The following is a 25,798-nucleotide window of genomic DNA, read 5'->3' as shown; positions in this document are numbered from 1 at the left end:
CTGCTTGCGGAACCCCCTAACGGAGGAAGCTGGCGTCAAAGGAGTTCAGATCCACCAGGACTCCGCCCAGGTTCTGGTTGAACTTCTGCTGGATCCCCACCCGCATGTTGCCGGCGATGTTCCAGCCGCCGTAGGCAACCGGCAGGGGTGCCAGGTGGTCTGGAATCCACTGCGTAAAGTCGAAGGAGCGCGGATCCGCGTCCCAGAGCGGCAGGTCCGAAAAGTCGCTGCTGTTGGCCATGATGGCCGGCCACATGGTGTGGGTGCTGTAGATGACCGGCTGAACCCCCATGCCGATGACGCCATCCACCATGTCCCGCGTCACCGGGGGCTCGCCCGTCTCGACATCCAGGGCGAAGAATTGCAGTTGGTCCCGGTACGTACCCGTGGCCTCTATCCCGCCCTGCCAGCACTGGGCATTGCGGGTATACGCGGCGATCTTTAGTCCAGCATCGAGTGCCATCTTCAGCTGTTGCTGGGTCCGGTCCCAAGGGGAGCAGGTTCCCCATGCGGTCGAATGCAGCACATAAAGACGAACTCCGGCGTTATAGGCATTGACGAACCATGCCGGATCGGTGATATTGGCCGCGGTATCGACCACCTTCACGGAAGCTCCGGAAGGCGCGGACGTGTCCGCAGCGACGGATACCGAGGGGGCCGCAAGGGCCGCCGTAACCAGCAAAAGTGAAGTTAGGAACACCGTGAGAATCTTTGTTTTCACTTGAGGTCTCCCTCATGTCGCCTTGCCGCCAAGTTTAGGACTCCGGGCCACGAATCGGAATAGAAGGGGCCCGCGCAGTCACATTTCGTTCAGCTGGGAAGAGGCCTCCGCGGCGTGGTTCCATGGTCGGGAGTCCATTTGCAGCAGGCACTAAGGAGTGTTGACCGGTGAAATTTGCGCGTCTCGGAGACCCTGGTAGTGAACAGCCAGCCGTACAGCCCGGCGGCAGTGGGGCGGGCGAAAAATGGTATTCCCTCGCGGGACTTACCGCCGACATCGGCGGTACGTTCCTGGAGGGGGGCGGGATCTCCCGGACGAGGGAGGCGCTCGCGGCCGGGAACTTGCCGGAGCTAACCGGGGCGGCCGGGCTGCGTGTTGGTGCGCCCCTGTCGCGCCCGGGCGCGGTGATTGGAATCGGCCTGAACTACGCCGGCCATGCCGCCGAGTCAGGCGCCGCCGTCCCCGATGTCCCTGTTGTTTTCCTCAAGCCCAGCAACACGGTGGCCGGCCCATTCGACGACGCCCGGATTCCGCCGTCGTCCGTGAAGTTCGATTGGGAAGTGGAGCTGGCCGTGGTGATCGGCCGGCGCGCGAGCTATCTGGCGCCGACGGAGGACGCGATGGGCTGCGTTGCCGGATACGTCCTGGCGAACGATCTTTCGGAGCGGGAGTACCAGCTGCCTGGTGCGGCCGGCCAGTGGGTCAAGGGAAAGTCCCTGCCAGGGTCCACCCCCCTTGGCCCATGGTTCGTTCCCGCGGAGGACCTGGACCCGTCGTCCCTTCGGCTGCGGACCTGGGTCAACGGTGAGCCGCGTCAGGACTCGTCGACGGCGGACCTGATCTTTGGCGTTCCGGCGCTGGTGCATCACCTGAGCCAGTTCATGGTGCTGGAAGCGGGCGACGTCATCCTGACCGGAACACCGGAAGGCGTGGCGCTCTCGGGCCGTTTTCCATACCTGCAGGACGGCGATGTGCTTGAGCTGGAAGCGGAGGGCCTGGGCCGCCAGCGCCAGAACCTCCGCCGGGCTTCCGGTCTTTGACGACGCCTGGGCTTTGAAGACGCCTTGGCCTGAATTCTGTGGTTCGGGCTTCCCTCCGCCACGTCAGTAAGTATACTTACTAATACCTCACTTTGAGGTGACGTACGGAGGAGATGCAAATGGCTGGATATTTCGAGCTGGTTGATGCCCCCGATGGCGGATACCGCATCAGGCTTCTGGACGGGGCCGGTGAACTGATGGCAATCACGGTCACCTTTCCCACCAAGAGGGCCGCGGTGGCGGGAGTTGCCAAGGCGCGTGAAATCGCCGGGACAGGGCTGATCCGCGACCTCAGCCGGGATCAGCAAACAGGGGCGCTGAAGCAGCCCTCCATGAGGCAGCACAGCAAGCTGGTCAAGAGCGCAAGCGGTCTTGGCTCGGGCAGGCCAACGGGCGCGACGAGCCAGAAACGTGCCCGGTCCCACCATCAACCCGAACGCCGGGCGTGAGGCGAGAGCTGAGCATGCAGAACACCAGGCCGGGCGGCAGGCGAAACCGGGGGGTACTTTTCGACGTTGACGGAACCCTCATAGACTCGGCGTACCTGCACACGATTGCGTGGTGGCAGGCGTTCCGGCAGGCGGGGCTGGACGTTCCCATGGCCTCGATTCACCGGTCCGTGGGGATGGGCGGGGCCAACCTGCTGGACAACGTGCTGCCGGGCCGGGACCGTTCCGAGGACCAGGCGATCATGGCGGCGCACGGAGCAGTGTTCTCCACGTTCTGGCCTGGCCTGCGCGCCTTCGACGGAGCCCGGGACCTTCTGGCGCAATGCTGCGAGAGCGGCCTGGCCGTGGCGCTGGCGTCGTCGGCCCGCGAACGGGACCTGGACGTGTTGAGATCCACGCTCCGGGCCGATTCGTTTATCCACGCCTCCACCAGCGCCAACGATGCGAAGGAGAGCAAGCCGGCTCCGGACATCCTGGAGGCGGCTCTCAGGGCTGTTGAGCTTCATGCCGCGGACGTGGTCTATGTGGGGGACTCAGTCTGGGACGTCTATGCCGCCGCACGTCTGGACATTCCCACTATCGGACTGACCTGCGGCGGAACCAGCGCAGCTGAATTGAGCGAAGCCGGTGCCGTTGAAATCTATTCGGGCCCGCGGGAGCTGCTGGAAAACCTAAGGGACAGCGCCATCGGAAAGCTGGCGCGCCGGCCCCTGTAAATGAGCAGCCCCGCCGAACGGCCCCAGGCCGGCGGGGGCTGTGCGCGGGAACTGGCCGCGGGGACTGTGGCGCGGGGACAGGGCGGCTCCGCCGGGCTGGCTAGGCCGGTTCGGCCGCAGGGGACGCGCCTGCGGGGGTTCTGCCCGCAGGATTGCCACCGGCGGGGGCCGCGTGCCGGGCAGGGATCCTGCTCCACGAGAGCGCGACGCTCACCGATCCGTCGTCGTCGCGTTCCACCTCGGTCACAATTTCCCCGGCCACCGCGCCCATTTCCATCAATTTGGCGCGGTACAGGGTAATCACTTCTTCCAGACTTTTTTCGGTCCACTCGCCGGGGCGCATCCTGGTTGAAATTTCCACAGGGTCCGGCTGGTTCAGGGTCATCGACATGCCTTTCCTCGGGCTCAGGGGTAACCCAACGCTATGATTCCGGAGGCCTGCAGGCAAGGGTTGCCGCAAAGCCGCCGCGGCCCCGCCAGCGACGCCCGCCCCGTCACGGGAATTTCTTCCACGCCTTGAAGAAGTCCGCTTCCGCACTTCGCGCCAGGGCCTCTTCCGCGGCGTGAAGCCTGCCGTAGGTAAAGCCGTTCTCACCGCTGCGGAGGGCACGGCTGCCGAGTTCGGCCAGAAGGGCGCGCGCCACAACACTGTCCTGGTGGACGCCGAGGATCGCCTGTATCTCATGGGCCGCTTTTTCCGCCCGCCGGGCCTTTTTGCCGACCACCGGACGCGCGGTCTCGGCGGCATAGCGCACCCGCTTGGCTGCCTTGCGGATCTCGTGCAGCCTCACATCCCGTGACACAGGCTCTTCTGCCGGCTCATCGAGCGCACGGACCCTGCCGCGCACACGGGCCTTTTCCTTGGCCAGGAGCTTGCGCATCGCCTTGGGCGCGGGGGCGGAGGCCCTGTCCGCCAGGGGTGCGGCGGCCAGCAGCGTGTCCAGGCTGCCGAGAAGTCGCCGGTAGCGGCCGCCGTCGAGGGCCTCCAGTGCGGCGACCCTGCCAGCCGCTGCGGCGGAGGAAAGCTCGGCATCGATGCGCTCCGCGGCTGCGGCGAAGACCAGTTCCGGGGGCTCCTGCGCCAGAAGGGCCCTGAGGCGCTCGTTCACTACTTCAGGATCCCGGGCCGCCCCCAGCGCCCCCGAGAGCCACTTCAGTTCGGCGCGAATGCCCTCGACGGCGCCGTCGTCGAACAGCTTCTTTCCGGTGGCCAGTGCCGACCGGAGGCGGCGGGCGGCCATCCGCATCTGGTGAACGGAGTCCGGCGCGTCCTTGTGTACCAGCGGGGCCTGCTGCCGGAGTTCGGCGACCTGCCGCGTCAGGTAGTCGAGGAGGACGTCGCCTGCGGAGGACCGTGCGGAGATCGCCCGCTGCGGGTTGGCGTCGGGAGTGGCGGGGGTGTCTGCGGGATGGGATCCTGGGGTCGCCATGCTTCACTCTACGTCCGTGTGGGGGCAGCCGCCGTCGACGTCGTCGGAAACGTGCGAAATCGCCGGAAGCCTGCGGCGAATTCGCAGCCTCCCGGCGATCTCGGCGGCGTCGGGGCGGCGGTTAGGTGAGGCGGATCTGGCGGTTGACGTCCTTGTACAGCAGGTAGCGGAAGTTGCCCGGGCCGCCGGCGTAGCAGGCTTGCGGGCAGAAGGCGCGGAGCCACATGAAATCACCGGCCTCCACCTCCACCCAGTCGTCGTTGAGGCGGTAAACGGCCTTGCCTTCGAGGACAAAGAGTCCGTGTTCCATCACGTGGGTTTCGGCGAACGGGATGGACGCGCCGGGCTGGAACGTGACGATGTTGACGTGCATGTCGTGCGCCATGTCGTCCGGGTCCACGAACCGGGTGGTGGCCCAGGCGCCGTTGGTTCCAGGCATCGGCCGCGGCTCGACGTCCTGGTCGCGGGTCACGAAGGACTTGGCGGTGAAGCCCTCCAGCGGCTCGTAGGCCTTGCGGACCCACTGGAAGCTGGCGATGCCGTCCGAGTCGTTCTTCACGGACCAGTCGGCGCCGGCGGCGAGGTAGGCGTAGCCGCCCTCTTCAAGGTGGTGGATTTCGCCGTCGAGGCTCAGATCCAGCTTGCCCTTGGTCAGGAAGATGACCCCTTCGACGCCGGCCTCCGCCTCCGGTTTCCGGGACCCTCCGCCGGGTGCCACCTCAACGATGAGCTGCGAGAACGTGGTGGCAAAGCCGGCGATGGGCCGGGCGATGATCCAGGCGCGGGTGTTGGTCCAGCCGGGAAGGTTGGAGGTGACGATGTCCCGCAGCACGCCCTTGGGAATGACGGTGTAGGCCTCCTTGACCACGGCGCGGTCCGTGAGGAGCTGCGTCTGCGGCGGCAGGCCGCCTTCGGGGTAGAAATAGTTGCTCATGAATGGGTTCCTTGGGAGTTGGAGGTGGGGGAGTGGCCGGACTCGGCCAGGGAGGACTGCGCCAGCCGGGGGTGGGCCAGACCGGTTACTTGGGGGATTCCGACACCGGCAAGCGCCTGGACGTCTTCGGCGCCGACGGCTCCGCACTGGACGCCGCGCAATATGAACGCGGCCAGCGCGCGTGCCGTGGCGGGCTCATCCATGACCCCGTCCTCGGTGCGTTCGACATAGTTCCGCAGCCGTGCTGCCGCGGCGGGCAGCCCCTGGCGGTAGAACGCGTAGGTAGCGGCGAACCGGCTGGGCAACTGGGCCGGATGCAGGTCCCAGCCTTGGTAATAGCCGCGTTCCAGGGAGCGCCGCACCAGCCGGCCGTGCAGGCGCCACGCGTTTTCCACGTTGTCGCCCACCGGGATGATGTTGGTTGAACCGTCCGAAAGCCGTATGCCGGTTCCGGCCACTGCCAGCTGCATGACCTCCTTGGCGAAGTCCGCCACGGGATGCTCCATGGACTGATATTCAGCCGAGATCTGCAGGGAAGCGGAGTAGTCGTAGGTGCCGTAGTGCAGGCCGCTGATCCGTCCCGGGGCGGCGTGCGGAAGCTGCGCCACCGGCGAGGTTCCTTCCGGGCCGAGGATGAGCTGCGGCGTCTCCACCTGCACCTCGAACCGCAGCCGTCCGGCGGGGAGCGAATGGGCTTCCTCGAGCCGGGACACAGCGAAGTCCATGGCCTTCACCTGCGCCACGGTGGTGACCTTGGGCAGGGTCAGGATCAGGCCCTTCGGCAGCTCGCCCGCTGCGGCCAGTCCGGAAACGAACAGGTCCAGGGTGCGCAGGCCGCGGGCCCGGGTGGCTGCCTCGAAGCACTTGAAGCGGATGCCGATAAACGGTGGCGCTGTGCCGGCCGCCACCGCGGCGGCCACGGCGGAAGCTGCGGCAACGGCGGCGGCGTCCTCGGCGTCGTTGCCCCTGTCCCCGAACCCGTCCTCGAAGTCGAGCCGCAGGTCCTCGATCGGTTCGCATTCCAGTTTTGCCTGGACCCGGGCCGCGACGGCCTCGGCGAGTTCGGCGTCCTGGCCGAGCAGGTGGGCCAGCCGGGTCAGGCCCCCATGCGCGTCCGCCGTCGCCAGCGCCTGGCCGCCCCAGTCGGAGGAGAACGACGGCGTGAAACGGTCAGCGGGTACATACACGGTATGTACCGGCTGGCGGGAGCCGTCGTCACCCGGGTAGTTCTGCTCCAGCATTTGGTCGGTGGCGGCCAGCTGCGCGTCGATCTGCGCCAGATCGGCCGCGCTGAGGGATCCGGAGGGTACGGGCATGCCTCAGCCCACCAGTTCGTAGGCCGGGGTGGTGAGGAAATCGGTGTAGTCCTCCGAGAGACAGATGTCCGCAATGAGTTCGCTCGCGGGCCGGTAGTACTTGGCGAACGCTTCCTCGCCCACTTCGCCGCGGAGCTTTTCGGTTTCCTCGGCAAGGATGGCGCTGACAAGTTCACGCGTGACCGTGTTGCCGGTATCGGCCAGGACCACACCGTTGCGGATCTGCTGCCAGACCTGCGACCGGGAGATCTCGGCCGTGGCGGCATCCTCCATCAGGTTGTGGATGGCAACCGCGCCGTTGCCGGAGATCCACACGGCCGTGTATGCGACGGCGACGTAGAGGTTCAGGCGCAGGCCGCCCTCCGTGACCGTGCCGTCGGCCGAGGCGATGTCCAGCAGCTGCTCGGCCGTGACGCTGACCTCGGGGCGCTGCTTGTCCAGCTGGTTGGGGCGCTCGCCCAGGACGGAATCGAACACTTCCTGGCACACCGGCACCAGGTCCGGGTGCGCCACCCAGGAGCCGTCGAAGCCGTCGTTGGCCTCGCGCGTCTTGTCGGCGCGGACCTTCTCGAACGCCTGGGCGGTGACCTCGGGTTCGCGGCGGTTGGGGATCACGGCAGCCATGCCGCCCATGGCGAAGGCGCCGCGGTGGTGGCAGGTCTTGACCAGGAGCTCGGTGTAGGCGCGCATGAACGGCGCCGTCATGGCCACCGTGGCGCGGTCCGGCAGCACAAAGTCGGCTCCGGCGTCGCGGAAGTACTTGATGATGCTGAACAGGTAGTCCCAACGGCCCGCGTTCAGGCCGGCGGCGTGGTCGCGCAGCTCGTACAGGATCTCGTCCATCTCGAACGCTGCTGGGATGGTCTCGATCAGCACCGTGGCCTTGATGGTGCCCTGCGGGATGCCCAGGTAGTCCTGCGCGAAGACGAACACGTCGTTCCAAAGGCGCGCCTCGAGGTGGCTCTCCATCTTGGGCAGGTAGTAGTACGGGCCCTGTCCGTTGAGGAGCAGTTGCTTGGCCGTGTGGAAGAAGTGCAGGCCGAAGTCCACCAGCGCGCCCACGGTGTGTGCGCCGTCGAGCAGGAGGTGGCGTTCCTCCATGTGCCAGCCGCGCGGCCGGGCCACCACGACGGCGAGCGGGGCATCCGTGCGGAGCCGGTATTCCTTGCCCTCAGGGGAGGTGTAGCTCAGGGTTCCCATGGCGGCGTCGCGCAGGTTCAGAATGGCGTCGATGACGTTAGCCCAGGTGGGTGTGCTGGCGTCCTCAAGGTCGGCCAGCCACACCTTAGCGCCGGAGTTGAGGGCGTTGATGGCCATCTTGGCCGGCGAAGCAGGGCCGGTCATTTCCACGCGGCGGTCCTGCAATGCTGCGGGCGCCGGCGCGACCTTCCAGTCGCCCTCGCGGATATCCTTGGTTTCGGGCAGGAAATCAAGCTTTCCGGTCCGGGCCACCTGCTCGCGCTTGGCCACGCGGGCTTTGAGGAGTTCGGCGCGGGTTCCCGCAAACCGCTTGTGGAGCTCCTCCACGAAGGCCAGGGCCTTCGGGGTGAGGATTTCCTCTGCACGTGCAATCGGCTGCGGGTCTGTGACTGAGAGAGCCATTGTCCGGGTCCTTTCTAGGCTGCGAATCAGGCGTTGGCGGGTTCTAGGTGTGCGCGCGATGCGGCTGCTGCGTTAGCGACGGCCGTGGCCACGTCCGCGGCAACGTGCGGGTCGAAGACGCTGGGGATGATGTAGCTGGCGTTGAGCTCATCGTCCGCCACGCGGTTGGCGATGGCCTCCGCCGCTGCCACGAGCATGTCCGGAGTGATATCAGAGGCGCCAGCGTCGAGCAGCCCGCGGAAGAACCCCGGGAATGCCAGGACGTTGTTGATCTGGTTGGGGAAGTCGCTGCGCCCCGTAGCCACCACTGCCGCATGTTTCGACGCTACCACCGGGTCGATTTCCGGGGTGGGGTTGGCCATGGCGAAGACGATCGCCTTATCAGCCATGGAAGCCACCTGCTCCTCGCCGATCACATGCGGGGCACTGACGCCGATGAAGACGTCCGCTCCCTTGAGTGCCTCATGGAGGGTGCCGGAGAAGCCGTTCTCGTTGGTGTTGGCGGCGATCCAGCTGCGGTGTTCGTCACTGTACTCCTGGCCTGAGTGGATGGCGCCGGAGCGGCCGGCGGCAATAATGTGCCGCGCACCCTGGGCCTTGAGGAGCTGGATGATGGCCGAGCCCGCGGCGCCCACGCCTGAGACCACGATCCTGACGTCGGAGAGCTTCTTGTCCACCACGCGCAGGGCGTTGACGAGGGCGGCGAGGGTGACGATGGCCGTGCCGTGCTGGTCGTCATGGAAGACCGGGATGTCCAGTTCCTCCCGGAGCCGGTTTTCGATCTCGAAGCAGCGCGGCGCGGCGATGTCCTCAAGGTTTACGCCGCCGTACACCGGAGCGATCGCCTTGACGATCTTGATGATCTCTTCGGTGTCCTGGGTGTCCAGGCACACCGGCCACGCGTCCACGTTGGCGAACTGCTTGAACAACGCGGCCTTGCCTTCCATTACCGGAAGGGCGGCAGCCGGGCCGATGTTGCCCAGGCCCAGGACAGCGGAGCCGTCGGTGACGACGGCGATCGTGTTCCGTTTGACCGTCAGGTTGCGTGCGGCTGCCGGGTCTTCCGCGATGGCGAGGCAGACGCGGGCGACGCCGGGAGTGTAGGCGCGGGACAGATCGTCGCGGTTCCGGAGGGCAACCTTCGGGACCACCTCGAGCTTGCCGCCAAGGTGCATCAGGAAGGTGCGGTCCGAGACGTGCTGGACCGTGACGCCGTCGAGCGCGTTCAGGGCGTCCTTGACGCGCGCGGCATGCTCGTCGTCGGTGGTGTTGCAGGTAACGTCCACAATCAGGGTCTCGTGGTGGGACTCAGTCACGTCCAGGGCCGTGATGGCTGCTCCCGCAGCTCCGACCGCGGCGGCCAGTTCGCTCGTCGCGGTGAAGCTGGACGGTGCCTCTACGCGCAGGGTGATCGAATTTCCGGGGCTCGGGTTCGCCATTGAATGTTCCTCCTGGTCGGGCCCGGACGCTGAGGGCGTCGGGCGTACTGCTCAATCAAATGTTTTCGTATTATGGATATTATTATCTACTTTGTGGAAACACAAGCTCTGCGGCTTCATCGACGAGGGCCGATCCGTGCTGTATCTTGGGTCTTCTAAGCAATTTTTTTCACGATGTGGATAAGAGTTGTCGGAATCGATACCGCAGGAGACCACGGTTATGGCTGAAAAGGCCTCAGGAGGCGTGCAGTCAGTTGAGCGCGTCTTCGAACTTTTGGAACTGATTACTGACGCCGGCGGAGACGTCACACTCAGCGAGCTCTCTTCCTCCACCGATCTGCCGCTCCCCACCATCCACCGCCTGCTGCGCACACTGGTCACGCTCGGCTACATCCGCCAGCTGCCCAACCGCCGGTATGCACTGGGCCCGCGGCTCATCCGGCTCGGCGAAGGCGCCAACAAGCAGCTCGGTGCACTGGCCCGGCCGCAGCTGAAGTCCCTTGTGGACCGGCTGGGGGAGACTGCCAACATGGCTGTGCTGGATTCGGACATGGTTATCTACGTGGCGCAGGTGCCGTCCCTGCACTCCATGCGCATGTTCACCGAGGTGGGCCGCCGCGCCCACACGCACGCCACGGGTGTGGGCAAGGCGATCCTGGCCCAGCTGGATGACGACACCGTCCGAGGGATCGTCCATCGCAGCGGCATGCCGACCCCCACGCCCAAGAGCATCGGCGACATCGATTCCCTGCTCCTGGACCTGAAGCTGATCCGTGAACGCGGCTACTCCATCGACGAGGAGGAGCAGGAGATCGGCGTCCGCTGCTTCGCCATGGCGGTCCCGAACGCGCCGACTCCCACGGCCATTTCGGTGTCCGGACCGGTGTCGCGCGTGGATCAGTCCTTCGCGGAACGCGCTGTGCCGCTGCTGCGCGAGGCCGCGCAGGCGATCTCCGACGAGCTCAACCAAAGCTGACGGCCCGGCGGGAACGGACACTTAAGCCCCACGTGGGCGTCCGCCGTCGTTGGGCCCCTGAGAGCTGACTGAGCGCGAACGGACACTTAAGCCTCCAAAGAAGACCGTGCCTTAAGTGTCCGTTCGCGCTGGAGGAAAGCTCGACGGCGGGGGGCTCGCCTTCGGTGACGGTTCGCCTTTGGCGGCGGTTCGCCCGAGACGGCGGTTCCGTCGCTGACGGTGCCGGGGTTGAAGGCCGGGGAGATGAAGCTGGCCACGATGTTGATGCCCACGCAGCCAGACGAGGACCAGGCCGCCCAGGAGCACGGCGAACACCGTGTCGATTTCCCGGACCGTCTTGACGGGGGCCGGTGATGAGGTGGCCGAAGACCGGGATGGTGACGGATGCGGGGATGATGTCTGCAGCGAGAAGAACAGGAAGTTGACCGGCAGGCCCAGGTGGTTGCCCTTCGTATCGGCCCTGAAGCTCCGTGGACCGGCCAAGTCAGCCAAGGCGGAAGCGCGAACGGACAGTTGAGGCCCGGTGGGAAGGAGCCTGAACTGTCCGTTCGCGCTTGGGAGTCCTAGTGCTCGGATTTCGACGAGGACTGGATGGGAACTTCCTTTCCCTCGCAGTCGATGAGCTTGCCGTCCTCGAAGCGGTCGCCGTGGGCCAGGCACTCGAGATCCTCCTCGCGCACCAGGCGCCCGGTCCCGGCCACGAAAACCGACTGGTTCTCCGAGTTGCCGGCCTTGAGGTGGTTGAACAGCAGGTTGAGCAGGATCGCCATCACCGCCGCCGAGCTGATGCCCGAGTGGAAAATCGTGGAGAACCAGGACGGGAACTGGTTGTAGAACGCCGGGGCAGCAATGGGAATCATGCCAAAGCCGACCGACGCCGCGACCACGATCAGGTTCATGTTGTTCCGGTACTCAACCTTGGAGAGCGTGCGGATTCCACTGGCCGCAACAGTTCCAAAAAGTACCACGCCGGCACCGCCCAGGACGGGGGTGGGCACAGCAGCGACCACGCGGCCAAGCACGGGCAGCAGACCCAGGATCACCAGGATGACTCCGCCAGCGCTGACCACGAATCGGCTCTTCACACCTGTGATGGCCACCAGGCCCACGTTCTGGGCGAAAGCGCTTTGGGTGAAGGAGTTGAACAGCGGGGAGATGGCGCTGGAGAGCATGTCCGCGCGCAGCCCGTTGCCGATCCGCTTGGAGTCCACCTTGCTGCCCACGATCTCGCCCACGGCAATGATGTCCGCGGACGTCTCCGTGAGCGTCACCAGGATCACGATGAGCATGGAGATGATGGCCGCGAGGTGGAAGGTGGGCGGCCCGAACGCGAACGGGGTGGGGAAGGCCACGACGTCGCCCTGGCCCACTTTGGAGAAATCGGCCATGCCGGTGATGAGTGCAATTACCGTGCCCAGCACCATGGCCAGCAGGATGGACAGCCGGGAGACTGCGGCATTGCCCACCTTGCTCAGCAGCAGCACGATCGCCATGGTGGCCGCTGCCAGGCCGATGTTGGCCACGCTGCCGTAGTTCGGGGCTTTACTGTTGCCGCCCATGGCCCAGTTCGCTGCCACCGGCATCAGGGTCAGGCCGATGGTGGTGATGACGGTTCCAGTGACCACGGGCGGAAAGAACTTGATGATCTTGGAGAACAGGGGCGTGATGAGCAGCCCGATCAGCGAAGCCACAATGACCGCGCCAAAGACCGACTGGATGCCGCCGCCGTCGTCCACTATGGCCACCATGGTGGCCACGCCGGCGAACGAAACGCCCTGCACCAGCGGCAGCTGGGAGCCGAAGAACGGAATGCCGATCGTCTGGAGCAGCGTGGCCAGGCCGCCAACGAACAGGCAGGCCGCGATCAGCACTCCGATGTTCTGGGGTGACATCCCGGCGGCGGCGCCGATGATCAGCGGCGGCGCAATGATGCCGCCGTACATGGTCAGCACATGCTGGAAGCCGTAGGCGAAGGTGCTGGCAAGGGGGAGGCGTTCGTCTTCGGGCCGGCCCGACTGCTTGCGGCCCGTGCCGGCACCCGCGGTGGCTGATTTCTTTTTCGTGTTCATGGCAGACTTTCTGGGTTCATGGCAGACGTCTTTGTCTGGCTAACGGTGTCTGGCTAACGGTGTCTGGCTAACGGTTCGAGGTAAGGGACGGGGAGGCGCCGGAGTCTCCCGCGTGGGGAGACTCCGGTCCCTGAGGTAGTTCGGATGTGATGCTGGGCCGCGGGCCTAGCAGAAGCCGGCGATGCCGGACCAGGCGATATCAGCCGGAGTGGCGTCTTCGCGCTGGACCGTGGCCTCGATCAGGCCGTAGGGACGGTCCGCGGCGAAGAAGACCTCGTTGGGGTTCTCGAGGCCGAACGGTGAAAGGTCCACCAGGAAGTGGTGCTTATTGGGCATCGAGAACTTGATCTCGTCGATCTCGCTGTGTGCCTCCAGCACCTTGGCGCCCATGTCGAAGAGGGTTTGCTGCAGCGCGTGCGAATAGTTCTCGGTGAAGCCTTCCAGGAGGAGTGCCTTGACGTCGTCGTAGCTCTTGTTGAAGTCCATCGAGCTGAAGTCGGTGGCGGTGTTGAAGCGCCACCGGGCGGAAACATCCGTTGCGAGGATGCGGTCCGTGGTTTCCGGCAGGGTGGTGTACTTGTCCCGCGGGTAGCCCACGAAGCCCGACTGGGTGGTCTTGAGGACGGTAAGGTCCTTGAGCCCGGAGATGACGTGGGCGTCTGCGCCGTCGCGGACCAGAACGGCGGTGCGGACTTCCTGGCCGTTCCGGACGAAGGAGTGGTCGTGCGCGGTGCCGTGGGCCTGGATGCGGTCCCAGCTGTAGGACTCGGCTTCCCAGCGGCCGCCGGTGACCCAGTCGAAGCTGGACGTGAAGTGCTCGCCGAGGCGCAGGAGGAACTTCTCCGGGGAGCCGATGCCTTCACGGGCAAACGCGTAGATGGTGTTCTTCTGAGTGTCCGTGGCCACCACATGGCTGTTGTCGCCTTCCAAATGGGCGGCGGCGAAGTCACCGCGAAGTTGCGAGGTGACGTTCAGGTCTTCGATCTCGTGGCGGTGCGTGTCCCTGGTGATCTTGACGACGCGGACTTCGGCTTTTCCATACTGGTTGTGGCCGAGGACGATCTTGTTGCTCATGGTCTGATTCCCAACTTCAGGTATGTGGCACCAAAGTCCCACATAGAAATTAAGCGCATGTTTCCCATGCGTTTCTTATTCCGTCGGCCCACAAAAAAGAGCCGACATCAGTTGATGCCAGCTCATTACGACCCTGCCTGCTGCTCCCAGGTTACGTGACGCACGCCACGAATTGAATTAAAGCGTAGCCGAGCCGGGCGGTGGTGTACATCACTTTCCGAAAAACTGGATTGTGACCGCCGGTCCGGCGTCCTTGACCGTTGAGCCTTGCCGCGCGTAGTCTTTTCCGCATAACAATAAACATTTTCCGAATGATGGAATTTGCTGGATGGGCTCACGCATCCGCGTAAGAGCGGCCACACATGAACGAGGAGGAACAGATGGACTCGCAGGACTCGAACAACATCACTGAATTTCCGGCCCCCGGCCAGGAGCTGTACCTGCCGTTCGGCTCCACGGACCCGGACTTCTATATTCCTGCCGACTGTGACCGCGCCGGCCGCGGGTTCTCCCGCTGGCTGCGTGCCCTCCCGGTTTTCGGCCGGCAACGGCCGTAGGGCTACTGTCCCGGCCACTCCTTGCCGGCCCACGGGTCGTAGTCGGCGATCAGCTCCTCCTGCTCCGGACGCTCCGCCTCGGGGACGTGCTGCAGGTTCACCCGCACCCTGTACCAAAGCGAGCTCGATCCGCGCATCCCGTCGACCAGCACATCGGCGGGGTGCAGTGCCGGGACCAGGTCCGCATGCCGGGTCTTCCACTGCTCGAGGGCCGCCAGCGCCTCGGGCCTGGTCTTGGTGCGGGCCACCTCGATCAGCGGCATCACCGATTGCCTGCGCCCCGAGCCGTCGCCGCCGCGCGGCGGCTTCTCGGCGGGGCCGAGTTCGGCAGCCAAGGCGAGGAGGCCCTCCAGCGCGCCGGCCGCGTCGTCGATGCCGGCGTGCGGGTCCCCCACCTCTGCGAAGCGCTCGAGCACGGTGGGCACGGTGAACTCTTCCGGCTTGGTGGAACGGAGCTCGTCCCACGTGAGCGGCGTCGAGACCCTGGCGTCGGGCAGGGGTCGGATCGAGTAGGCCGATGCCACGGTGCGGTCCTTTGCGTTCTGGTTGAAGTCGACGAACACACTCTCGCCGCGCTCCTCCTTCCACCACCGCGCGGTGGCGAGACCCGGAGCGCGGTTTTCGACCTCGCGGGCGAGGGTCTCGGCAGCGAGCCGCACGTCGCGGTATGACCAGTCCGGGGCGATGCGCACGAGGATATGGAGTCCGCGAGACCCGCTCGTCTTTGGCCATCCCACGAGCCCTGCGTCGTCGAGCACCTCCCGCGCGACATGCGCGACGTCGACGATCTGAGACCAGTCAACTCCCGGCATCGGATCGAGGTCGACCCGGAGTTCGTCGGGGTGCTCGAGGTCCTCGGCGCGCACGGGATGCGGGTTGAGGTCGAGGCATCCAAGATTCACCACCCACGCCAGGCCCGCAGCGTTCCGGATGACGGCCTCTTCGGCGGTTGTCCCGGACGCGTAGCGCAGCGTCACCGTGTCGATAAAACCGGGGTGGTTTTCGGGCACTCGCTTCTGAAAGAACGGCTCGGCGTCGATGCCTTTCGGGAAGCGCTTGAGCACCATCGGCCGGCCGCCGGCGCCGCGCAGCGCACCATCGGCGACGGCGAGGTAATAGCGCACCAGATCGAGCTTCGTCAGCCCGGGCTCGGGGAACACCACTTTATCCGGACTCGAGATGCGAACCTCGGTGCCGGCAATGTCGAGGATCTCGGCCGGGGCCTTCGACGGGTTCATTCCGCCACGCTAGCAACGATCGGATGCCGCAGCCAGAGCAGCTGCGCGGGAGCCGAAAGCGGTAGGCCCTGTTTCGACGAAAGTGCCCCGGCTCAGCCGTTGAGGAGCCTGCGGGCCGCGGCCGAGTGCTCCGCGATGAGCCCGGCGATGTCCAGCCCGGGAATCCGGCCATCCACCACCCGCCACGCCCCGCCCACCATTACACGGTCGGCACGGTCGGCAGCGCACAGCAGGAGGGCGGCCACGGGATCATGGCTGCCGGAAAACCTCAGTTCGTCCGTCCGGAACAGTGCCAGGTCGGCCTGCATCCCGGGTGCCAGCTGGCCAAGGTCCGGGCGGCCAAGAGCCGCCGCCGAGCCTCGGGTCGCCCAGCCCAGCGCGCGCTCCACCGGCACCTGCGCCCCGTAGCGGAGCCGCTGCAGGTACAGGGCCTGCCGCGCCTCGAGGATCAGGTTCGAGGCATCGTTCGACGCCGAGCCGTCCACTCCCAACCCCACCGGAACGCCCGCGTCCTCCAGTTCCAGCACCCGCGCCGTGCCGGAAGCCAGCCGCATGTTTGAGGTGGGGCAATGGGCGACGGCGGTGCCCGCGGCACCCAGCAGGGCGATCTCGGCGTCGTCGAAGTGAATGCCGTGGCCCAGCCACGTCCGGCCGCCCAGCCAGCCCACGCTTTCCAGGTACTCCACCGTGCGCAGGCCAAACCTCTCCCGGCAGAACGCTTCCTCGTCCAGGGTCTCGGCCAGATGCGTGTGCAGCCGGACATCGTGCCGTTCGGCCAGGACGGCGGTCTCGGCCATGATCTCTTTGGTGACGGAAAACGGCGAGCATGGGGCCAGCGCGATCTGGATGTCGGCTCCATCGCCCCGTTGGTGATACTCCCGGATGAGCCGTTCGCTGTCAGCCAGGATCACGTCCGCCGGCTGGACTGTCGATTGCGGCGGGAGGCCGCCATCGTCCTCGCCCCACGTCATGGAACCGCGTGTAAGTGTGGCCCGCATGCCCAGCTCGCGAACCACCCGGACCTCAATATCGATGGCGTCCTCCAGGCCGTCCGGGAAGAGGTAGTGGTGGTCCGCCGCGGTGGTGCAGCCGGAAAGCAGCAGTTCGGCCAGGGCAACCTTTGTGGCGAGCTCCAGGTCGCGGGGCGTGAGCCTGGCCCAGACCGGGTACAGGTGCTGGAGCCACGGGAACAGCGGGGCGTTGGCCACCGGAGCCCAGGCGCGGGTCAGTGTCTGGTAAAAGTGGTGATGCGTGTTGATCAGGCCCGGCAGCAGGACGTGGTTCCCGGCGTCGAACGATTCCTGGCATGGCGCGGACGGCACCTGGCCGGCGGCGAGCACCTCCGCGATGAGGCCGCCGCTCACCACGATCCCGCCGGACGCATCGAGAGCGTTGGCGGTGAAGGCGGCGAGCGGATTCCGGATCCACAGGCGGGAGGCGGGGAGGGTTGGCGCAGGCGTCGAGGCCATGGTGTTCCTGTCTGAGCGTGCCGATGAGTAGCCAGCTCAGTGAAGGTCCTGTCTGCTGATCCAGGCGCCGCCGGGTTGGGGGCGGTTGGGGATCAGCGTAGGGCGGCCGCAACGTGCGCGTCAAACGTCCCTGATGATGACAACTCGGTAACACAAATTTCACATGACGAAATTAACTTTCCAAAACATATGGCGCAGCTCACGTTGCGGTGCTAATCTCGATCTTGCCAAAGGCGGGCACCCGGATCCCGGGAAGCTATCTACCAGGCGCAACCTTCAAAAGCACATGCTGAAGCCTGGTAACCGTCGCATCCGGCACTTCCGTCTCGTCGCGGCGTACCGGCTTCCACAGCAAGGGAGTCGCATCATGAGTACAACCGTCACAGCCCAGAAATTCCTGGCCAGATCCATCGAACTGGCCACTGCCAATGTCCTCAACAGCGGCGGCCCGTTCGGCGCCGTCGTGGTCACCGCGGACGGTCAAGCGTTCGACGGCGTCAACCGCGTCACCGCCACCAACGATCCCACCGCGCACGCCGAGGTCACCGCCATCCGGCGGGCGTGCAGCGAACTGGGCACCTTCGATCTCAGCGGAGCCACCCTTTACACCAGCTGCGAGCCATGCCCCATGTGCCTGGCATCAGCGCTGTGGGCCCGGGTGGAACGAGTGGTCTTCGCCGCTGACCGGCACGACGCCGCCTCTGTAGGCTTCGACGACGCCGTGTTCTACAACTACTTCGAAAATGACCAGCGTGACGCGCTGATGCCGGTGGGCAAGATGGATCTCACGGACCCGCATGCTCCCGCCTTCCTGGAACCCTTCAACACCTGGAACACCCTCGACTCCAGGATCGACTACTAGGGCCAGGGACTGACATGACAATCCTGGACAAGACCCCGGAGGGCCCGAACGCGGCCCGCCCGCTTGAGCAAAAGTCCCGCGGCACTGAGAAGTCCCGCGGCACCGAAGGGACGCACGGCCCCCGGCCCCCGGCGTCAAACGCTTTCCTGGACCGTTTCTTCCAGGTCACCCGGCGCGGATCAACGGTCGCCAGGGAAGTCCGCGGCGGCCTGGTCACCTTCTTCACCATGGCCTACATCGTGATCCTCAATCCGCTGATCCTGGGCGGCTTCAGCCCGGACAATGCGCCGGTGGACGTGGCCGGCGGCTGGCTGTCCGCCGCCCAGGTGGGCGCCGTCACCGGCCTCACTGCCGGCGTCATGACCATCCTGTTCGGCATAATTGCCAATCTTCCCTTCGGCCTGGCAGCGGGGCTGGGCATCAACTCCTTCCTCGCCGTGGCCGTCATCCACGAAGTCACCTGGCCCGAGGCCATGGGGCTGGTGGTCATCAACGGCATTCTGATCGTCCTCTTCGGGGTCACCGGAGCCCGGACCGCCATCTTCAAGGCCGTCCCCCGTGAGCTCAAGGCGGCCATCACGGTGGGCATCGGGCTGTTCATCGCCTTCATCGGGTTCGTGGATTCCGGCTTTGTCCGGGGCACCACCGCTGGGCCTCCGGTCCAGCTCGGCACCAACGGATCCATCACCTCGGTGCCCACCCTGGTGTTCATTGTGGGCCTGCTGGCCATGGGCGTCCTCGTGGCCCGCAAGGTCCAGGGCGGACTGCTGATAGGCATCGTGGCCACGACAGTCCTGGCCGCCGTGGTGGAGGCCGGGATGAAGATCGGTCCCGGCGGCCCAACGAACCCAGGCGGCTGGCACCTGAACACCCCTGTCCTCTCCGGCCGGCTCGTGTCCGCGCCGGACCTGTCCCTGGTGGGGCAGTTCGATATGTTCGGCGCCTTCGGCAGGATTGGCGGGCTCGCAGCAACCATGCTGGTGTTCACGCTGGTGTTCACCAACTTCTTCGATGCCATGGGCACCATGACCGGCCTGGCAAAGAGTGCCGGCGTGGCGCACAAGGACGGCACATTCCCGCGGCTGAAGTCAGCCTTCATCGTCGAAGGCCTGGGAGCAGTAGCAGGCGGCGCCACCTCCGGTTCGTCCAACACGGTGTACATCGATTCCGCCGCAGGCATCGGGGAAGGCGCCCGCACCGGACTGGCCTCCGTTGTCACTGGCGTGCTGTTCCTGGGCTCGATGTTCCTCACTCCGCTCACGTCCGTGGTGCCGCTGGAAGTTGCTGCCGCCGCCCTGGTGGTGGTGGGGGCCATGATGATGGCCCAGATCCGCGAGATCAAGTTCAGCAAATTCTCCGTGGCACTGCCGGCATTCCTGACCATCGTCACAATGCCCCTGAGCTACTCCATCGCCAACGGCATCGGCGTGGGCTTCATCTCCTGGGCCGTCATCAGTGCCTGCTCCGGGAAGATCCGGAAGGTGCACCCGCTGATGTGGGTGGTCACTGTTGGCTTCCTGGTGTACTTCGCCCGCGGTCCCATCAACGCCCTCCTGGGCGCCTAGGGAACCACTAACCGGGACCGGGGCAGGCTGACGGGGCCGGCCCCGGTCCACCACACCGCAACGAAAATGACGCAGACGCAACTGCCGGTGCTTCCCCCGGCGCAGGATAGGAACGAGAATATGGACACCATCGCCGCACAGGAAAAGGGAGTGCAGCAATGTTGGATCTGATGCCTTCACTGAAGGAATGGCAGCCCGCCAGTACCGGCCAGCGGTGCGCGGTGGCCACCGTGGTGGGTGCCAACGGATCCGTCCCGAGGCCGGTGGGCACGTCGATGCTGGTGTCCGAGTCAGGCGAAGTCCTGGGCAGCCTGTCCGGCGGTTGCGTTGAAGGCGCCGTCGTGGAGGCGGCACTGGAGGCTCTGCACGACGGCGGGACCCGCCGTGAGCTGTTCGGCTACAGTGCCGCGGACGCGTTCGCGGTCGGGCTCACCTGCGGGGGAGAGCTGGAGGTCCACATCGAGCCGATGGGTACGGCCGCCGGCGGGCTCAGGCTGGAGCACCTGCTGGCGCTCGCCGGACAGGGAGCCGGGAGTGCACTGGCGCTGATCCGCCGGGTGGATGCCCGCGGAGGCGGCGTCGTCGTGATCCCGGATCCGGCGAAATTCCTGCTGGAACAACCTGTGGAGTCTTCCGCGGAACTTGCGGCGCTGCTGGGGCTGTCACCCGTTGACGCTCCGGAAACCGGTCTGTCCACTGGTCTGTCCGCTGGTCTGTCCGCCAAGCGGCTGCTGCGGGCGGCCGCCGCCCAGCTGGAACCGCTGCTGCACGGGGGCCGGACCGGGCTGGTCCGGCTGGCCCCGCCGGAGGGCTGCCTTTCCGGCACAGCCGTGCCACAAAGCCCCGGGAGCAGGCCGGAGCCCATCACCCTGCTCGTCGAGAGCCGGCTTCCCCCGGCCCGCCTGCTCATCTTCGGCGCCAACGACTTCAGTGCCGCGCTGCTTCCCGCCGCCCGGCTCCTGGGCTACGACGTGACCTTGTGCGACGCCAGGCCGGCCTTTGCAAACCAGGCGCGCTTCGCCGCCGCGGACAAGGTGGTCACTGACTGGCCGCACCGCTACCTTGCGAAGGAAGCCGCGGCACGCCGGATCGACGCCCGGACCGTGGCCTGCGTGCTCACCCACGACCCCAAATTCGACATCCCCCTCCTGCGAACCGCGCTCGCCCTGGACCTGGAATACGTGGGTGCCATGGGATCGCGGCGCAGCCACCGGCAGCGCATCGACTCGCTGCTTGCCGCCGGGGTCACCACCGAGGCGCTGGCCCGGCTGCATTCGCCCATCGGGCTGGACCTCGGCGCCGTGACCCCCGCCGAAGTGGCCGTATCCATCACCGCCGAACTCGTGGCCAGCCGTTGCGCCGGCGCGTCCGTGCGGGCCGCGTCGCTGAAGAATGGAACGGGTCCAATTCACGGCTCCGGACGCGTTCGCAACGTCAACACCGAACAGCCCCAGGAGATTCCATGGACATGAACACCATCGAGGCCGTGGTCCGCACCGAGGACCCGGCCGAATGGCGGGAGGGGGACGCTTGGCTGGCGGGCGGGTCGGTCCTCTTCTCGTACGGCAGCCTGGCGTTCGGAAAGGAGCCGCTCCGGCGCCTGCTGGATCTCGGCGCCGCCGGCTGGCCGGCCGTCACTGTGACGGGCAACGGCATCGAGCTCGCCGCCACGTGCACGGTAGCCGCGCTCTATGCCCTGCCGGATTCCCATTTTGTGGCCGAACGGGCGGCGGCGTGGCCCGCACTGGACCTCATCCGCCCCTGCTGCGACTCCTTCGTGGCCTCCTTTAAAGTGTGGAACATGTCCACCGTGGGCGGCAATCTCTGCACCTCGCTGCCCGCCGGTCCCTTGATCTCGCTTTGCGCCGCCCTCGACGGCCAAGCCACTGTTCTTGGTCCGGGCGGTGCCAGCCGCACCGTCCCGGTGGCTGACTTCGTCACCGGGGACGGCAAGAACTGCCTGGCGCCCGGCGAGCTTCTTCGCAGCATCCAGCTCCCCGCGTCGGCACTGGCCTCACGGGTGGCATTCCGCCGTCTGTCGCTTAGCAACCTGGGCCGGTCCGGGGTCCTGCTGATCGGAAGGCTCGACGCCGACGGCGGCCTGGTCCTCACCGTCACCGCCGCCACCAGGCGCCCCGTGCAACTGCGCTTTCCGGCTCCGCGGGGGGATGCTCAGCCCGGAGATGCTGCGACCGGTGCCCCGACGTCGGCGGCGGAACTCGCGGCGGCACTCGACGCCGCCATTCCGGAGGGGCTCTACCACGACGACATCCACGGCCTGCCGGCCTGGCGAAAAGACATGACTTACCGGCTCGCGGAGGAAATCCGGGCTGAACTGGCCGTCCCGGCAGGGCTTCCGGCAGCCCGCGTCTCCGGAGATTTCTGGCCGCCGCAGCGCACGCTGCGGCACCCCGGCTCGCCACAACACACTGCTTCATCCCACGCTTCGCCTCGGCAGGAAGGGGCCTGAGCATGGCCAACCAGACCACACGCGCCATCGAAATCAACGGCATCCCGGCCGCGGCCGAACCCCGGCCCGGCCAGTGCCTGCGCACCTTCCTGCGGGAGCAGGGCAACCTCGGGGTCAAGAAGGGCTGCGACGGCGGCGACTGCGGCGCCTGCACAGTCCATGTGGACGGCACCCCCGTGCACAGCTGCATCTACCCGGCCGTGCGGGCCGAAGGGCACGCGGTCACCACTATCGAGGGGCTGGCGGTCACGGCGTCCGACGCCGGCGCCCTCCACCCGATGCAGCAGCAGTTCCTGGACCGCCAGGGCTTCCAGTGCGGATTCTGCACCGCCGGAATGGTGATGACGGCGGCCACGTTCGGCGAGCAGGAGAAGGAAAACCTGCCCCGGAACCTCAAGGGCAACCTCTGCCGCTGCACGGGTTACCGTGCCATCGAGGATGCTGTCTGCGGCCAGGAGGGACACCCGGACCCCAAGGGCCCGGGTTCAGGAATCGCCGGCGAAGGGCAGCCCGGGCCGAAGCCGGGCCAGCTCGGCGACGACGTGCCGGCCCCCGCCAGCCTCGGCGTCGTGACCGGAAAGGCCCGCTACACCCTGGACGTGCCCGCGGAGGAACTGCCCGGGCTGCTCCACCTGAAACTGCTGCGCTCACCCCACGCCCACGCGCGGGTGCTCTCAATCGATCCAACCCGCGCCCTCCAAATCCCGGGCGTGGTGTCCGTCTTCACCCACGAGGACGCCCCGGCGCAGCTGTTCTCCACCGCCCAGCACGAGCTCTACACGGACGACCCGGACGACACCCGCGTCCTGGACGACGTGGTGCGGTTCATCGGGCAGAAGGTTGCCGCCGTCGTCGCCAATTCCGTGGCGGCCGCCGAAGCCGGCGTGCGGGCCCTCAAAGTCAAGTACGAAGTGCTCGGCGCCGTGTTCACCCCTGAGGAGGCGATGCGGCCGGGTGCCCCGGCGATCCACGGGGACAAGGACGCGGCAACGGCACGAATCATCCGGCCCGAACGGAACATCGTGGCTGAGCTGCACTCGGAGCTGGGCAGCGTGGCGGCAGGGTTTGCCGAGGCCGATTTTATCCACGAACAGACCTACCGGACCCAGCGGGTGCAGCACACGGCGCTGGAAACGCATGCCGCGATCGCGTCGGTCGACGACGACGGCCGTCTTCACGTCCGCACCTCCAGCCAGGTCCCCTTCCTGGTCCGGCGCACCCTGTCCCGGCTCTTCGCCCTCCCCGAGGAGCAGATCCGCGTGGTGGCCGGCCGGGTGGGAGGCGGTTTCGGCGGCAAGCAGGAGGTGCTCACGGAGGACGTCGTAGCACTGGCGGCCCTAAAGCTCCGGCGGCCGGTGCAGCTCGAATTCACCCGGACGGAGCAATTCACGGCCGCCACCACGCGGCACCCGTTCACGATCCACCTCAAGGCCGGAGCCAGCCGGGACGGCCGGCTTACGGCGCTGCAGCTGGATGTGCTCACCAACACCGGCGCCTACGGCAACCATGCCTCCGGGGTGATGTTCCACGGCTGCGGCGAATCCCTGGGCGTGTACAGGTGCGCCAACAAGAAGGTGGACGCGCACGCGGTGTACACCAACACGGTTCCGTCCGGTGCGTTCCGGGGCTACGGCTTGAGCCAGATGATCTTCGCCATCGAGTGCGGCATCGACGAGCTCGCCACCGGGATCGGGATGGATCCGCTGGAGTTCCGCCGCCGCAACATGGTCCTGGAGGGCGACGATATGCTCTCGACGCACTCCGAACCGGAAGAGGACGTGCACTATGGCAGCTACGGGCTGGACCAGTGCACCCGGCTCGTGCAGGACGCCCTGGCCCGCGGGCATGAGCGGTACCGGGCCGCCGGGCTGGATGACCTGGGCCCGGACTGGGTCACGGGGGAGGGGACCGCGCTGTCCATGATCGACACGGTCCCGCCGCGCGGCCACTTTGCCCACTCCAAGCTCCGGCTCCTGCCGGACGGAATGTATGCCGCCGACGTCGGAACCGCCGAATTCGGCAACGGCACCACCACCGTCCACGCGCAGCTCGCGGCCACCGCCCTGTCCACGACGGCGGGGCGCATCACCGTGCGGCAGTCCGATACCGACCTCGTGGAGCACGATTCGGGAGCGTTTGGATCCGCCGGGACCGTGGTGGCGGGCAAAGCCACCCTGGCCGCCGCGGAGGACCTCGCCATCCGCATCCGTGCCTTCGCCGCGGGCATCCGGCAAGTGCAGTCCTCCGGCTGCGTGCTGGAGGAGGACGCCGTGGTGTGTGAAGGAACCAGGGTGCCCCTGACGGAAATCTTCGCCGCGGCCGAAGCGGCCGGCGTCGAGCTTGCCGCCGACGGACACTGGGGCGGGACGCCACGATCGGTGGCGTTCAACGTCCAGGGTTTCCGGGTGGCCGTCAATACCGGAACCGGAGAATTGAAGATCCTCCAAAGCGTCCAGGCAGCCGATGCGGGCGTGGTGGTCAACCCGCGGCAGTGCCGCGGGCAGATCGAGGGCGGAATCGCGCAGGCCCTCGGCGCCGCGCTGTATGAGGAGGTCAAGGTGGACGACGGCGGGAAGGTCACCACGGACATCCTGCGGCAATACCACATCCCCACCTTCGCGGACGTGCCCCGGAGCGAGGTGTATTTCGCCGAAACCAGCGACAAGCTGGGCCCGCTCGGGGCGAAGTCAATGAGTGAAAGTCCGTTCAATCCGGTGGCACCGGCGCTGGCGAACGCCATCCGGAACGCCACCGGTGTGAGGTTTGCCGAGCTGCCCATTTCCAGGGACAGGATTTACCTGGGACTTAAAGAAGCGGGCCGTGTTCCACACCGTGAGAGTGCCGAAGCCCTATAGTCGGATGATGGAAAAACGTAGATTGGGTAGGACCGGACGGAACGTCTCCATTATTGGCCTGGGGACCTGGCAGCTCGGTGCCGATTGGGGCAATGTGGACCCGGCAGAAGCTCAGGCCATCCTCGCCGCCTCGGCGGAAGCGGGCGTTAGCTTCTTTGACACCGCCGACGTTTACGGCCACGGGCGCAGTGAACAAGCCATCGGCGCCTTCCTGGCGGACAACCCGGGCCTGGACATCACCGTGGCTACCAAGATGGGCCGCCGGGTGGAGCAGCGGCCGGAGAATTACAATCTGGCCAACTTCCGCGAATGGACGGACCGGTCCCGCCGCAACCTGGGCATGGAACAACTTGACCTGGTCCAGCTGCACTGCCCGCCCACCGCCGTGTACAGCAACGCCGAGGTCTACGACGCGCTGGACACCCTCGTTGCGGAGGGCGCCATCCGGAACTACGGCGTCAGCGTGGAACGGACCGACGAAGCCCTTGAAGCCATCCGCCACGATGGCACGGCCACGGTGCAGATTATCCTCAACGCCTTCCGGCTCAAGCCCCTGGACGAGGTGCTTCCCGCCGCGAAGGCGGCTGGGGTGGGCATCATTGCCCGCGTGCCGCTCGCCTCGGGCCTGCTGTCCGGCAAGTACACCAAGGACACGTCATTCGCGGAGAACGACCACCGGAACTACAACCGCACCGGCTCCGCCTTCGACGTCGGGGAGACCTTCTCCGGGGTGGACTTTGAACAGGGCCTCAAGGCGGTGGCTGAGTTCGAGGAACTGGTGCCCGACGGCGTCAGCACCGCCCAGGCCGCAATCGCCTGGGTTACGGCGCAGGACGGCGTCAGCACGGTGATCCCGGGCGCCCGCAACGTGGATCAGGCCCGCTCCAATGCCGCTGCAGCGGACGCCACCGGCATCGACGCAACGTTCGACGTCGGCGTCCGCGAAATCTACGACCGTTACTTCCGCGCATCGATCCACCCGCGCTGGTAGCAACACTTGTACGGATAGTCACCGA

General features: G+C 66.6%; 22 protein-coding genes. 11 read left to right on the top strand and 11 right to left on the bottom strand.

All coding sequences use genetic code 11. The features are described 5' to 3' along the window. Positions 1 to 16: 16 nt before the first annotated feature. Entirely contained in the window at positions 17 to 721 is a 705-nt protein-coding gene (locus tag ACP4XC_RS20085; protein ID WP_427172482.1) for a hypothetical protein, read from the bottom strand. 167 nt (positions 722 to 888) lie between these two features. Here ACP4XC_RS20085 and ACP4XC_RS20080 point away from each other — a divergent pair, with 167 nt between their 5' ends. The 3 genes from ACP4XC_RS20080 (at position 889) to ACP4XC_RS20070 (ending at position 2,926) form a co-directional block, all read left to right on the top strand. Then, entirely contained in the window at positions 889 to 1,761 is an 873-nt protein-coding gene (locus ACP4XC_RS20080) for a fumarylacetoacetate hydrolase family protein (protein WP_427172480.1), read from the top strand. Between the two features lie 119 nt (positions 1,762 to 1,880). Continuing rightward, positions 1,881 to 2,210, top strand: coding sequence for a YegP family protein (locus ACP4XC_RS20075; protein ID WP_427172478.1), 330 nt, complete (start codon positions 1,881 to 1,883; stop codon positions 2,208 to 2,210). Between the two features lie 14 nt (positions 2,211 to 2,224). Next, the gene (locus ACP4XC_RS20070; protein WP_427172476.1) at positions 2,225 to 2,926 is read left to right on the top strand and encodes an HAD family hydrolase; all 702 of its coding nucleotides are present in this window, start codon (positions 2,225 to 2,227) and stop codon (positions 2,924 to 2,926) included. A gap of 100 nt (positions 2,927 to 3,026) precedes the next feature. Here the strand turns inward: ACP4XC_RS20070 and ACP4XC_RS20065 are convergent, their stop codons facing one another. The 6 genes from ACP4XC_RS20065 to ACP4XC_RS20040 all read right to left on the bottom strand — a co-directional run bounded on the left by ACP4XC_RS20065 (position 3,027) and on the right by ACP4XC_RS20040 (position 9,647). Next, positions 3,027 to 3,311, bottom strand: a complete 285-nt coding sequence (locus ACP4XC_RS20065) for a hypothetical protein (protein ID WP_427172474.1) — start codon at positions 3,309 to 3,311, stop codon at positions 3,027 to 3,029. A gap of 109 nt (positions 3,312 to 3,420) precedes the next feature. Further along, positions 3,421 to 4,356: a CHAD domain-containing protein gene (locus ACP4XC_RS20060; protein ID WP_427172473.1), complete on the bottom strand. Its 936-nt coding sequence runs from the start codon at positions 4,354 to 4,356 to the stop codon at positions 3,421 to 3,423. 121 nt (positions 4,357 to 4,477) lie between these two features. Next, entirely contained in the window at positions 4,478 to 5,290 is an 813-nt protein-coding gene (locus ACP4XC_RS20055; RefSeq protein ID WP_427172471.1) for a bifunctional allantoicase/(S)-ureidoglycine aminohydrolase, read from the bottom strand. After that, on the bottom strand, positions 5,287 to 6,606 hold the full coding sequence (locus tag ACP4XC_RS20050) for a DUF6986 family protein (RefSeq protein WP_427172470.1): 1,320 nt from the start codon (positions 6,604 to 6,606) through the stop codon (positions 5,287 to 5,289). The genes ACP4XC_RS20055 and ACP4XC_RS20050 overlap by 4 nt, the downstream gene beginning before the upstream one ends. A gap of 3 nt (positions 6,607 to 6,609) precedes the next feature. Further along, positions 6,610 to 8,208, bottom strand: a complete 1,599-nt coding sequence (aceB, locus tag ACP4XC_RS20045) for a malate synthase A (RefSeq protein WP_427172468.1) — start codon at positions 8,206 to 8,208, stop codon at positions 6,610 to 6,612. A 26-nt stretch (positions 8,209 to 8,234) separates the two neighbouring features. Next, positions 8,235 to 9,647: an NAD-dependent malic enzyme gene (locus ACP4XC_RS20040; RefSeq protein ID WP_427172466.1), complete on the bottom strand. Its 1,413-nt coding sequence runs from the start codon at positions 9,645 to 9,647 to the stop codon at positions 8,235 to 8,237. A gap of 220 nt (positions 9,648 to 9,867) precedes the next feature. Here ACP4XC_RS20040 and ACP4XC_RS20035 point away from each other — a divergent pair, with 220 nt between their 5' ends. Next, positions 9,868 to 10,623: an IclR family transcriptional regulator gene (locus ACP4XC_RS20035; protein WP_427172465.1), complete on the top strand. Its 756-nt coding sequence runs from the start codon at positions 9,868 to 9,870 to the stop codon at positions 10,621 to 10,623. A gap of 563 nt (positions 10,624 to 11,186) precedes the next feature. Here ACP4XC_RS20035 and ACP4XC_RS20030 read toward each other — a convergent pair. Then, positions 11,187 to 12,692 carry a nucleobase:cation symporter-2 family protein gene (locus ACP4XC_RS20030; RefSeq protein ID WP_427172464.1) on the bottom strand — a complete coding sequence of 502 codons (1,506 nt, stop codon included), beginning with the start codon at positions 12,690 to 12,692 and terminating at the stop codon, positions 11,187 to 11,189. 165 nt (positions 12,693 to 12,857) lie between these two features. Then, the gene (gene pucL, locus ACP4XC_RS20025) at positions 12,858 to 13,766 is read right to left on the bottom strand and encodes a factor-independent urate hydroxylase (protein ID WP_427172463.1); all 909 of its coding nucleotides are present in this window, start codon (positions 13,764 to 13,766) and stop codon (positions 12,858 to 12,860) included. Positions 13,767 to 14,146: 380 nt separating this feature from the next. Here pucL and ACP4XC_RS20020 point away from each other — a divergent pair, with 380 nt between their 5' ends. After that, positions 14,147 to 14,323, top strand: coding sequence for a hypothetical protein (locus ACP4XC_RS20020; protein WP_427172462.1), 177 nt, complete (start codon positions 14,147 to 14,149; stop codon positions 14,321 to 14,323). A gap of 2 nt (positions 14,324 to 14,325) precedes the next feature. On the opposite strand, the gene ligD is transcribed toward ACP4XC_RS20020, so the two are convergent. Then, complete coding sequence (ligD, locus tag ACP4XC_RS20015) at positions 14,326 to 15,561, bottom strand: non-homologous end-joining DNA ligase (RefSeq protein WP_427172461.1); 1,236 nt, start codon at positions 15,559 to 15,561, stop codon at positions 14,326 to 14,328. A gap of 92 nt (positions 15,562 to 15,653) precedes the next feature. Beyond that, positions 15,654 to 17,030, bottom strand: a complete 1,377-nt coding sequence (locus ACP4XC_RS20010; RefSeq protein ID WP_427172460.1) for an 8-oxoguanine deaminase — start codon at positions 17,028 to 17,030, stop codon at positions 15,654 to 15,656. Between the two features lie 367 nt (positions 17,031 to 17,397). Here ACP4XC_RS20010 and ACP4XC_RS20005 point away from each other — a divergent pair, with 367 nt between their 5' ends. The 6 genes from ACP4XC_RS20005 (at position 17,398) to ACP4XC_RS19980 (ending at position 25,773) form a co-directional block, all read left to right on the top strand. Then, positions 17,398 to 17,892, top strand: a complete 495-nt coding sequence (locus ACP4XC_RS20005) for a nucleoside deaminase (protein ID WP_427172459.1) — start codon at positions 17,398 to 17,400, stop codon at positions 17,890 to 17,892. Between the two features lie 14 nt (positions 17,893 to 17,906). Next, positions 17,907 to 19,457: an NCS2 family permease gene (locus ACP4XC_RS20000; RefSeq protein WP_427172458.1), complete on the top strand. Its 1,551-nt coding sequence runs from the start codon at positions 17,907 to 17,909 to the stop codon at positions 19,455 to 19,457. Between the two features lie 158 nt (positions 19,458 to 19,615). Continuing rightward, positions 19,616 to 20,929 (top strand): XdhC family protein, encoded by a 1,314-nt coding sequence (locus ACP4XC_RS19995; protein WP_427172457.1) that lies wholly within the window; start codon positions 19,616 to 19,618, stop codon positions 20,927 to 20,929. Beyond that, complete coding sequence (locus tag ACP4XC_RS19990; RefSeq protein WP_427172455.1) at positions 20,920 to 21,927, top strand: FAD binding domain-containing protein; 1,008 nt, start codon at positions 20,920 to 20,922, stop codon at positions 21,925 to 21,927. The genes ACP4XC_RS19995 and ACP4XC_RS19990 overlap by 10 nt, the downstream gene beginning before the upstream one ends. Positions 21,928 to 21,929: 2 nt before the next feature. After that, the gene (locus ACP4XC_RS19985) at positions 21,930 to 24,782 is read left to right on the top strand and encodes a molybdopterin-dependent oxidoreductase (protein WP_427172454.1); all 2,853 of its coding nucleotides are present in this window, start codon (positions 21,930 to 21,932) and stop codon (positions 24,780 to 24,782) included. A gap of 7 nt (positions 24,783 to 24,789) precedes the next feature. Beyond that, complete coding sequence (locus ACP4XC_RS19980; protein ID WP_427175176.1) at positions 24,790 to 25,773, top strand: aldo/keto reductase; 984 nt, start codon at positions 24,790 to 24,792, stop codon at positions 25,771 to 25,773. The last annotated feature ends 25 nt before the right edge of the window (positions 25,774 to 25,798 follow it).

Source organism: Arthrobacter sp. 92 (assembly GCF_050260325.1).
Classification (GTDB): Bacteria; Actinomycetota; Actinomycetes; order Actinomycetales; family Micrococcaceae; genus Arthrobacter.
The sequence above is the reverse complement of the archived record's forward strand: the minus strand, read 5'-3'. Positions and strand labels throughout refer to the sequence as shown.

Bases quoted from the DNA above. Each gene is read 5' to 3' on its own strand.
- ACP4XC_RS20050 (WP_427172470.1), bottom strand. From the start codon at position 6,606: ATGCCCGTACCCTCCGGATCCCTCAGCGCGGCCGATCTGGCGCAGATC.
- ACP4XC_RS20055 (WP_427172471.1), bottom strand. From the start codon at position 5,290: ATGAGCAACTATTTCTACCCCGAAGGCGGCCTGCCGCCGCAGACGCAG.
- ACP4XC_RS19985 (WP_427172454.1), top strand. From the start codon at position 21,930: ATGGCCAACCAGACCACACGCGCCATCGAAATCAACGGCATCCCGGCC.
- ACP4XC_RS20010 (WP_427172460.1), bottom strand. From the start codon at position 17,030: ATGGCCTCGACGCCTGCGCCAACCCTCCCCGCCTCCCGCCTGTGGATC.
- ACP4XC_RS20075 (WP_427172478.1), top strand. From the start codon at position 1,881: ATGGCTGGATATTTCGAGCTGGTTGATGCCCCCGATGGCGGATACCGC.
- ACP4XC_RS20030 (WP_427172464.1), bottom strand. From the start codon at position 12,692: ATGAACACGAAAAAGAAATCAGCCACCGCGGGTGCCGGCACGGGCCGC.
- ACP4XC_RS20035 (WP_427172465.1), top strand. From the start codon at position 9,868: ATGGCTGAAAAGGCCTCAGGAGGCGTGCAGTCAGTTGAGCGCGTCTTC.
- pucL (WP_427172463.1), bottom strand. From the start codon at position 13,766: ATGAGCAACAAGATCGTCCTCGGCCACAACCAGTATGGAAAAGCCGAA.
- ACP4XC_RS20005 (WP_427172459.1), top strand. From the start codon at position 17,398: ATGAGTACAACCGTCACAGCCCAGAAATTCCTGGCCAGATCCATCGAA.
- aceB (WP_427172468.1), bottom strand. From the start codon at position 8,208: ATGGCTCTCTCAGTCACAGACCCGCAGCCGATTGCACGTGCAGAGGAA.
- ACP4XC_RS19990 (WP_427172455.1), top strand. From the start codon at position 20,920: ATGGACATGAACACCATCGAGGCCGTGGTCCGCACCGAGGACCCGGCC.
- ligD (WP_427172461.1), bottom strand. From the start codon at position 15,561: ATGAACCCGTCGAAGGCCCCGGCCGAGATCCTCGACATTGCCGGCACC.
- ACP4XC_RS20065 (WP_427172474.1), bottom strand. From the start codon at position 3,311: ATGACCCTGAACCAGCCGGACCCTGTGGAAATTTCAACCAGGATGCGC.
- ACP4XC_RS19980 (WP_427175176.1), top strand. From the start codon at position 24,790: ATGGAAAAACGTAGATTGGGTAGGACCGGACGGAACGTCTCCATTATT.
- ACP4XC_RS20060 (WP_427172473.1), bottom strand. From the start codon at position 4,356: ATGGCGACCCCAGGATCCCATCCCGCAGACACCCCCGCCACTCCCGAC.
- ACP4XC_RS20020 (WP_427172462.1), top strand. From the start codon at position 14,147: ATGGACTCGCAGGACTCGAACAACATCACTGAATTTCCGGCCCCCGGC.
- ACP4XC_RS20070 (WP_427172476.1), top strand. From the start codon at position 2,225: ATGCAGAACACCAGGCCGGGCGGCAGGCGAAACCGGGGGGTACTTTTC.
- ACP4XC_RS20040 (WP_427172466.1), bottom strand. From the start codon at position 9,647: ATGGCGAACCCGAGCCCCGGAAATTCGATCACCCTGCGCGTAGAGGCA.
- ACP4XC_RS19995 (WP_427172457.1), top strand. From the start codon at position 19,616: ATGTTGGATCTGATGCCTTCACTGAAGGAATGGCAGCCCGCCAGTACC.
- ACP4XC_RS20000 (WP_427172458.1), top strand. From the start codon at position 17,907: ATGACAATCCTGGACAAGACCCCGGAGGGCCCGAACGCGGCCCGCCCG.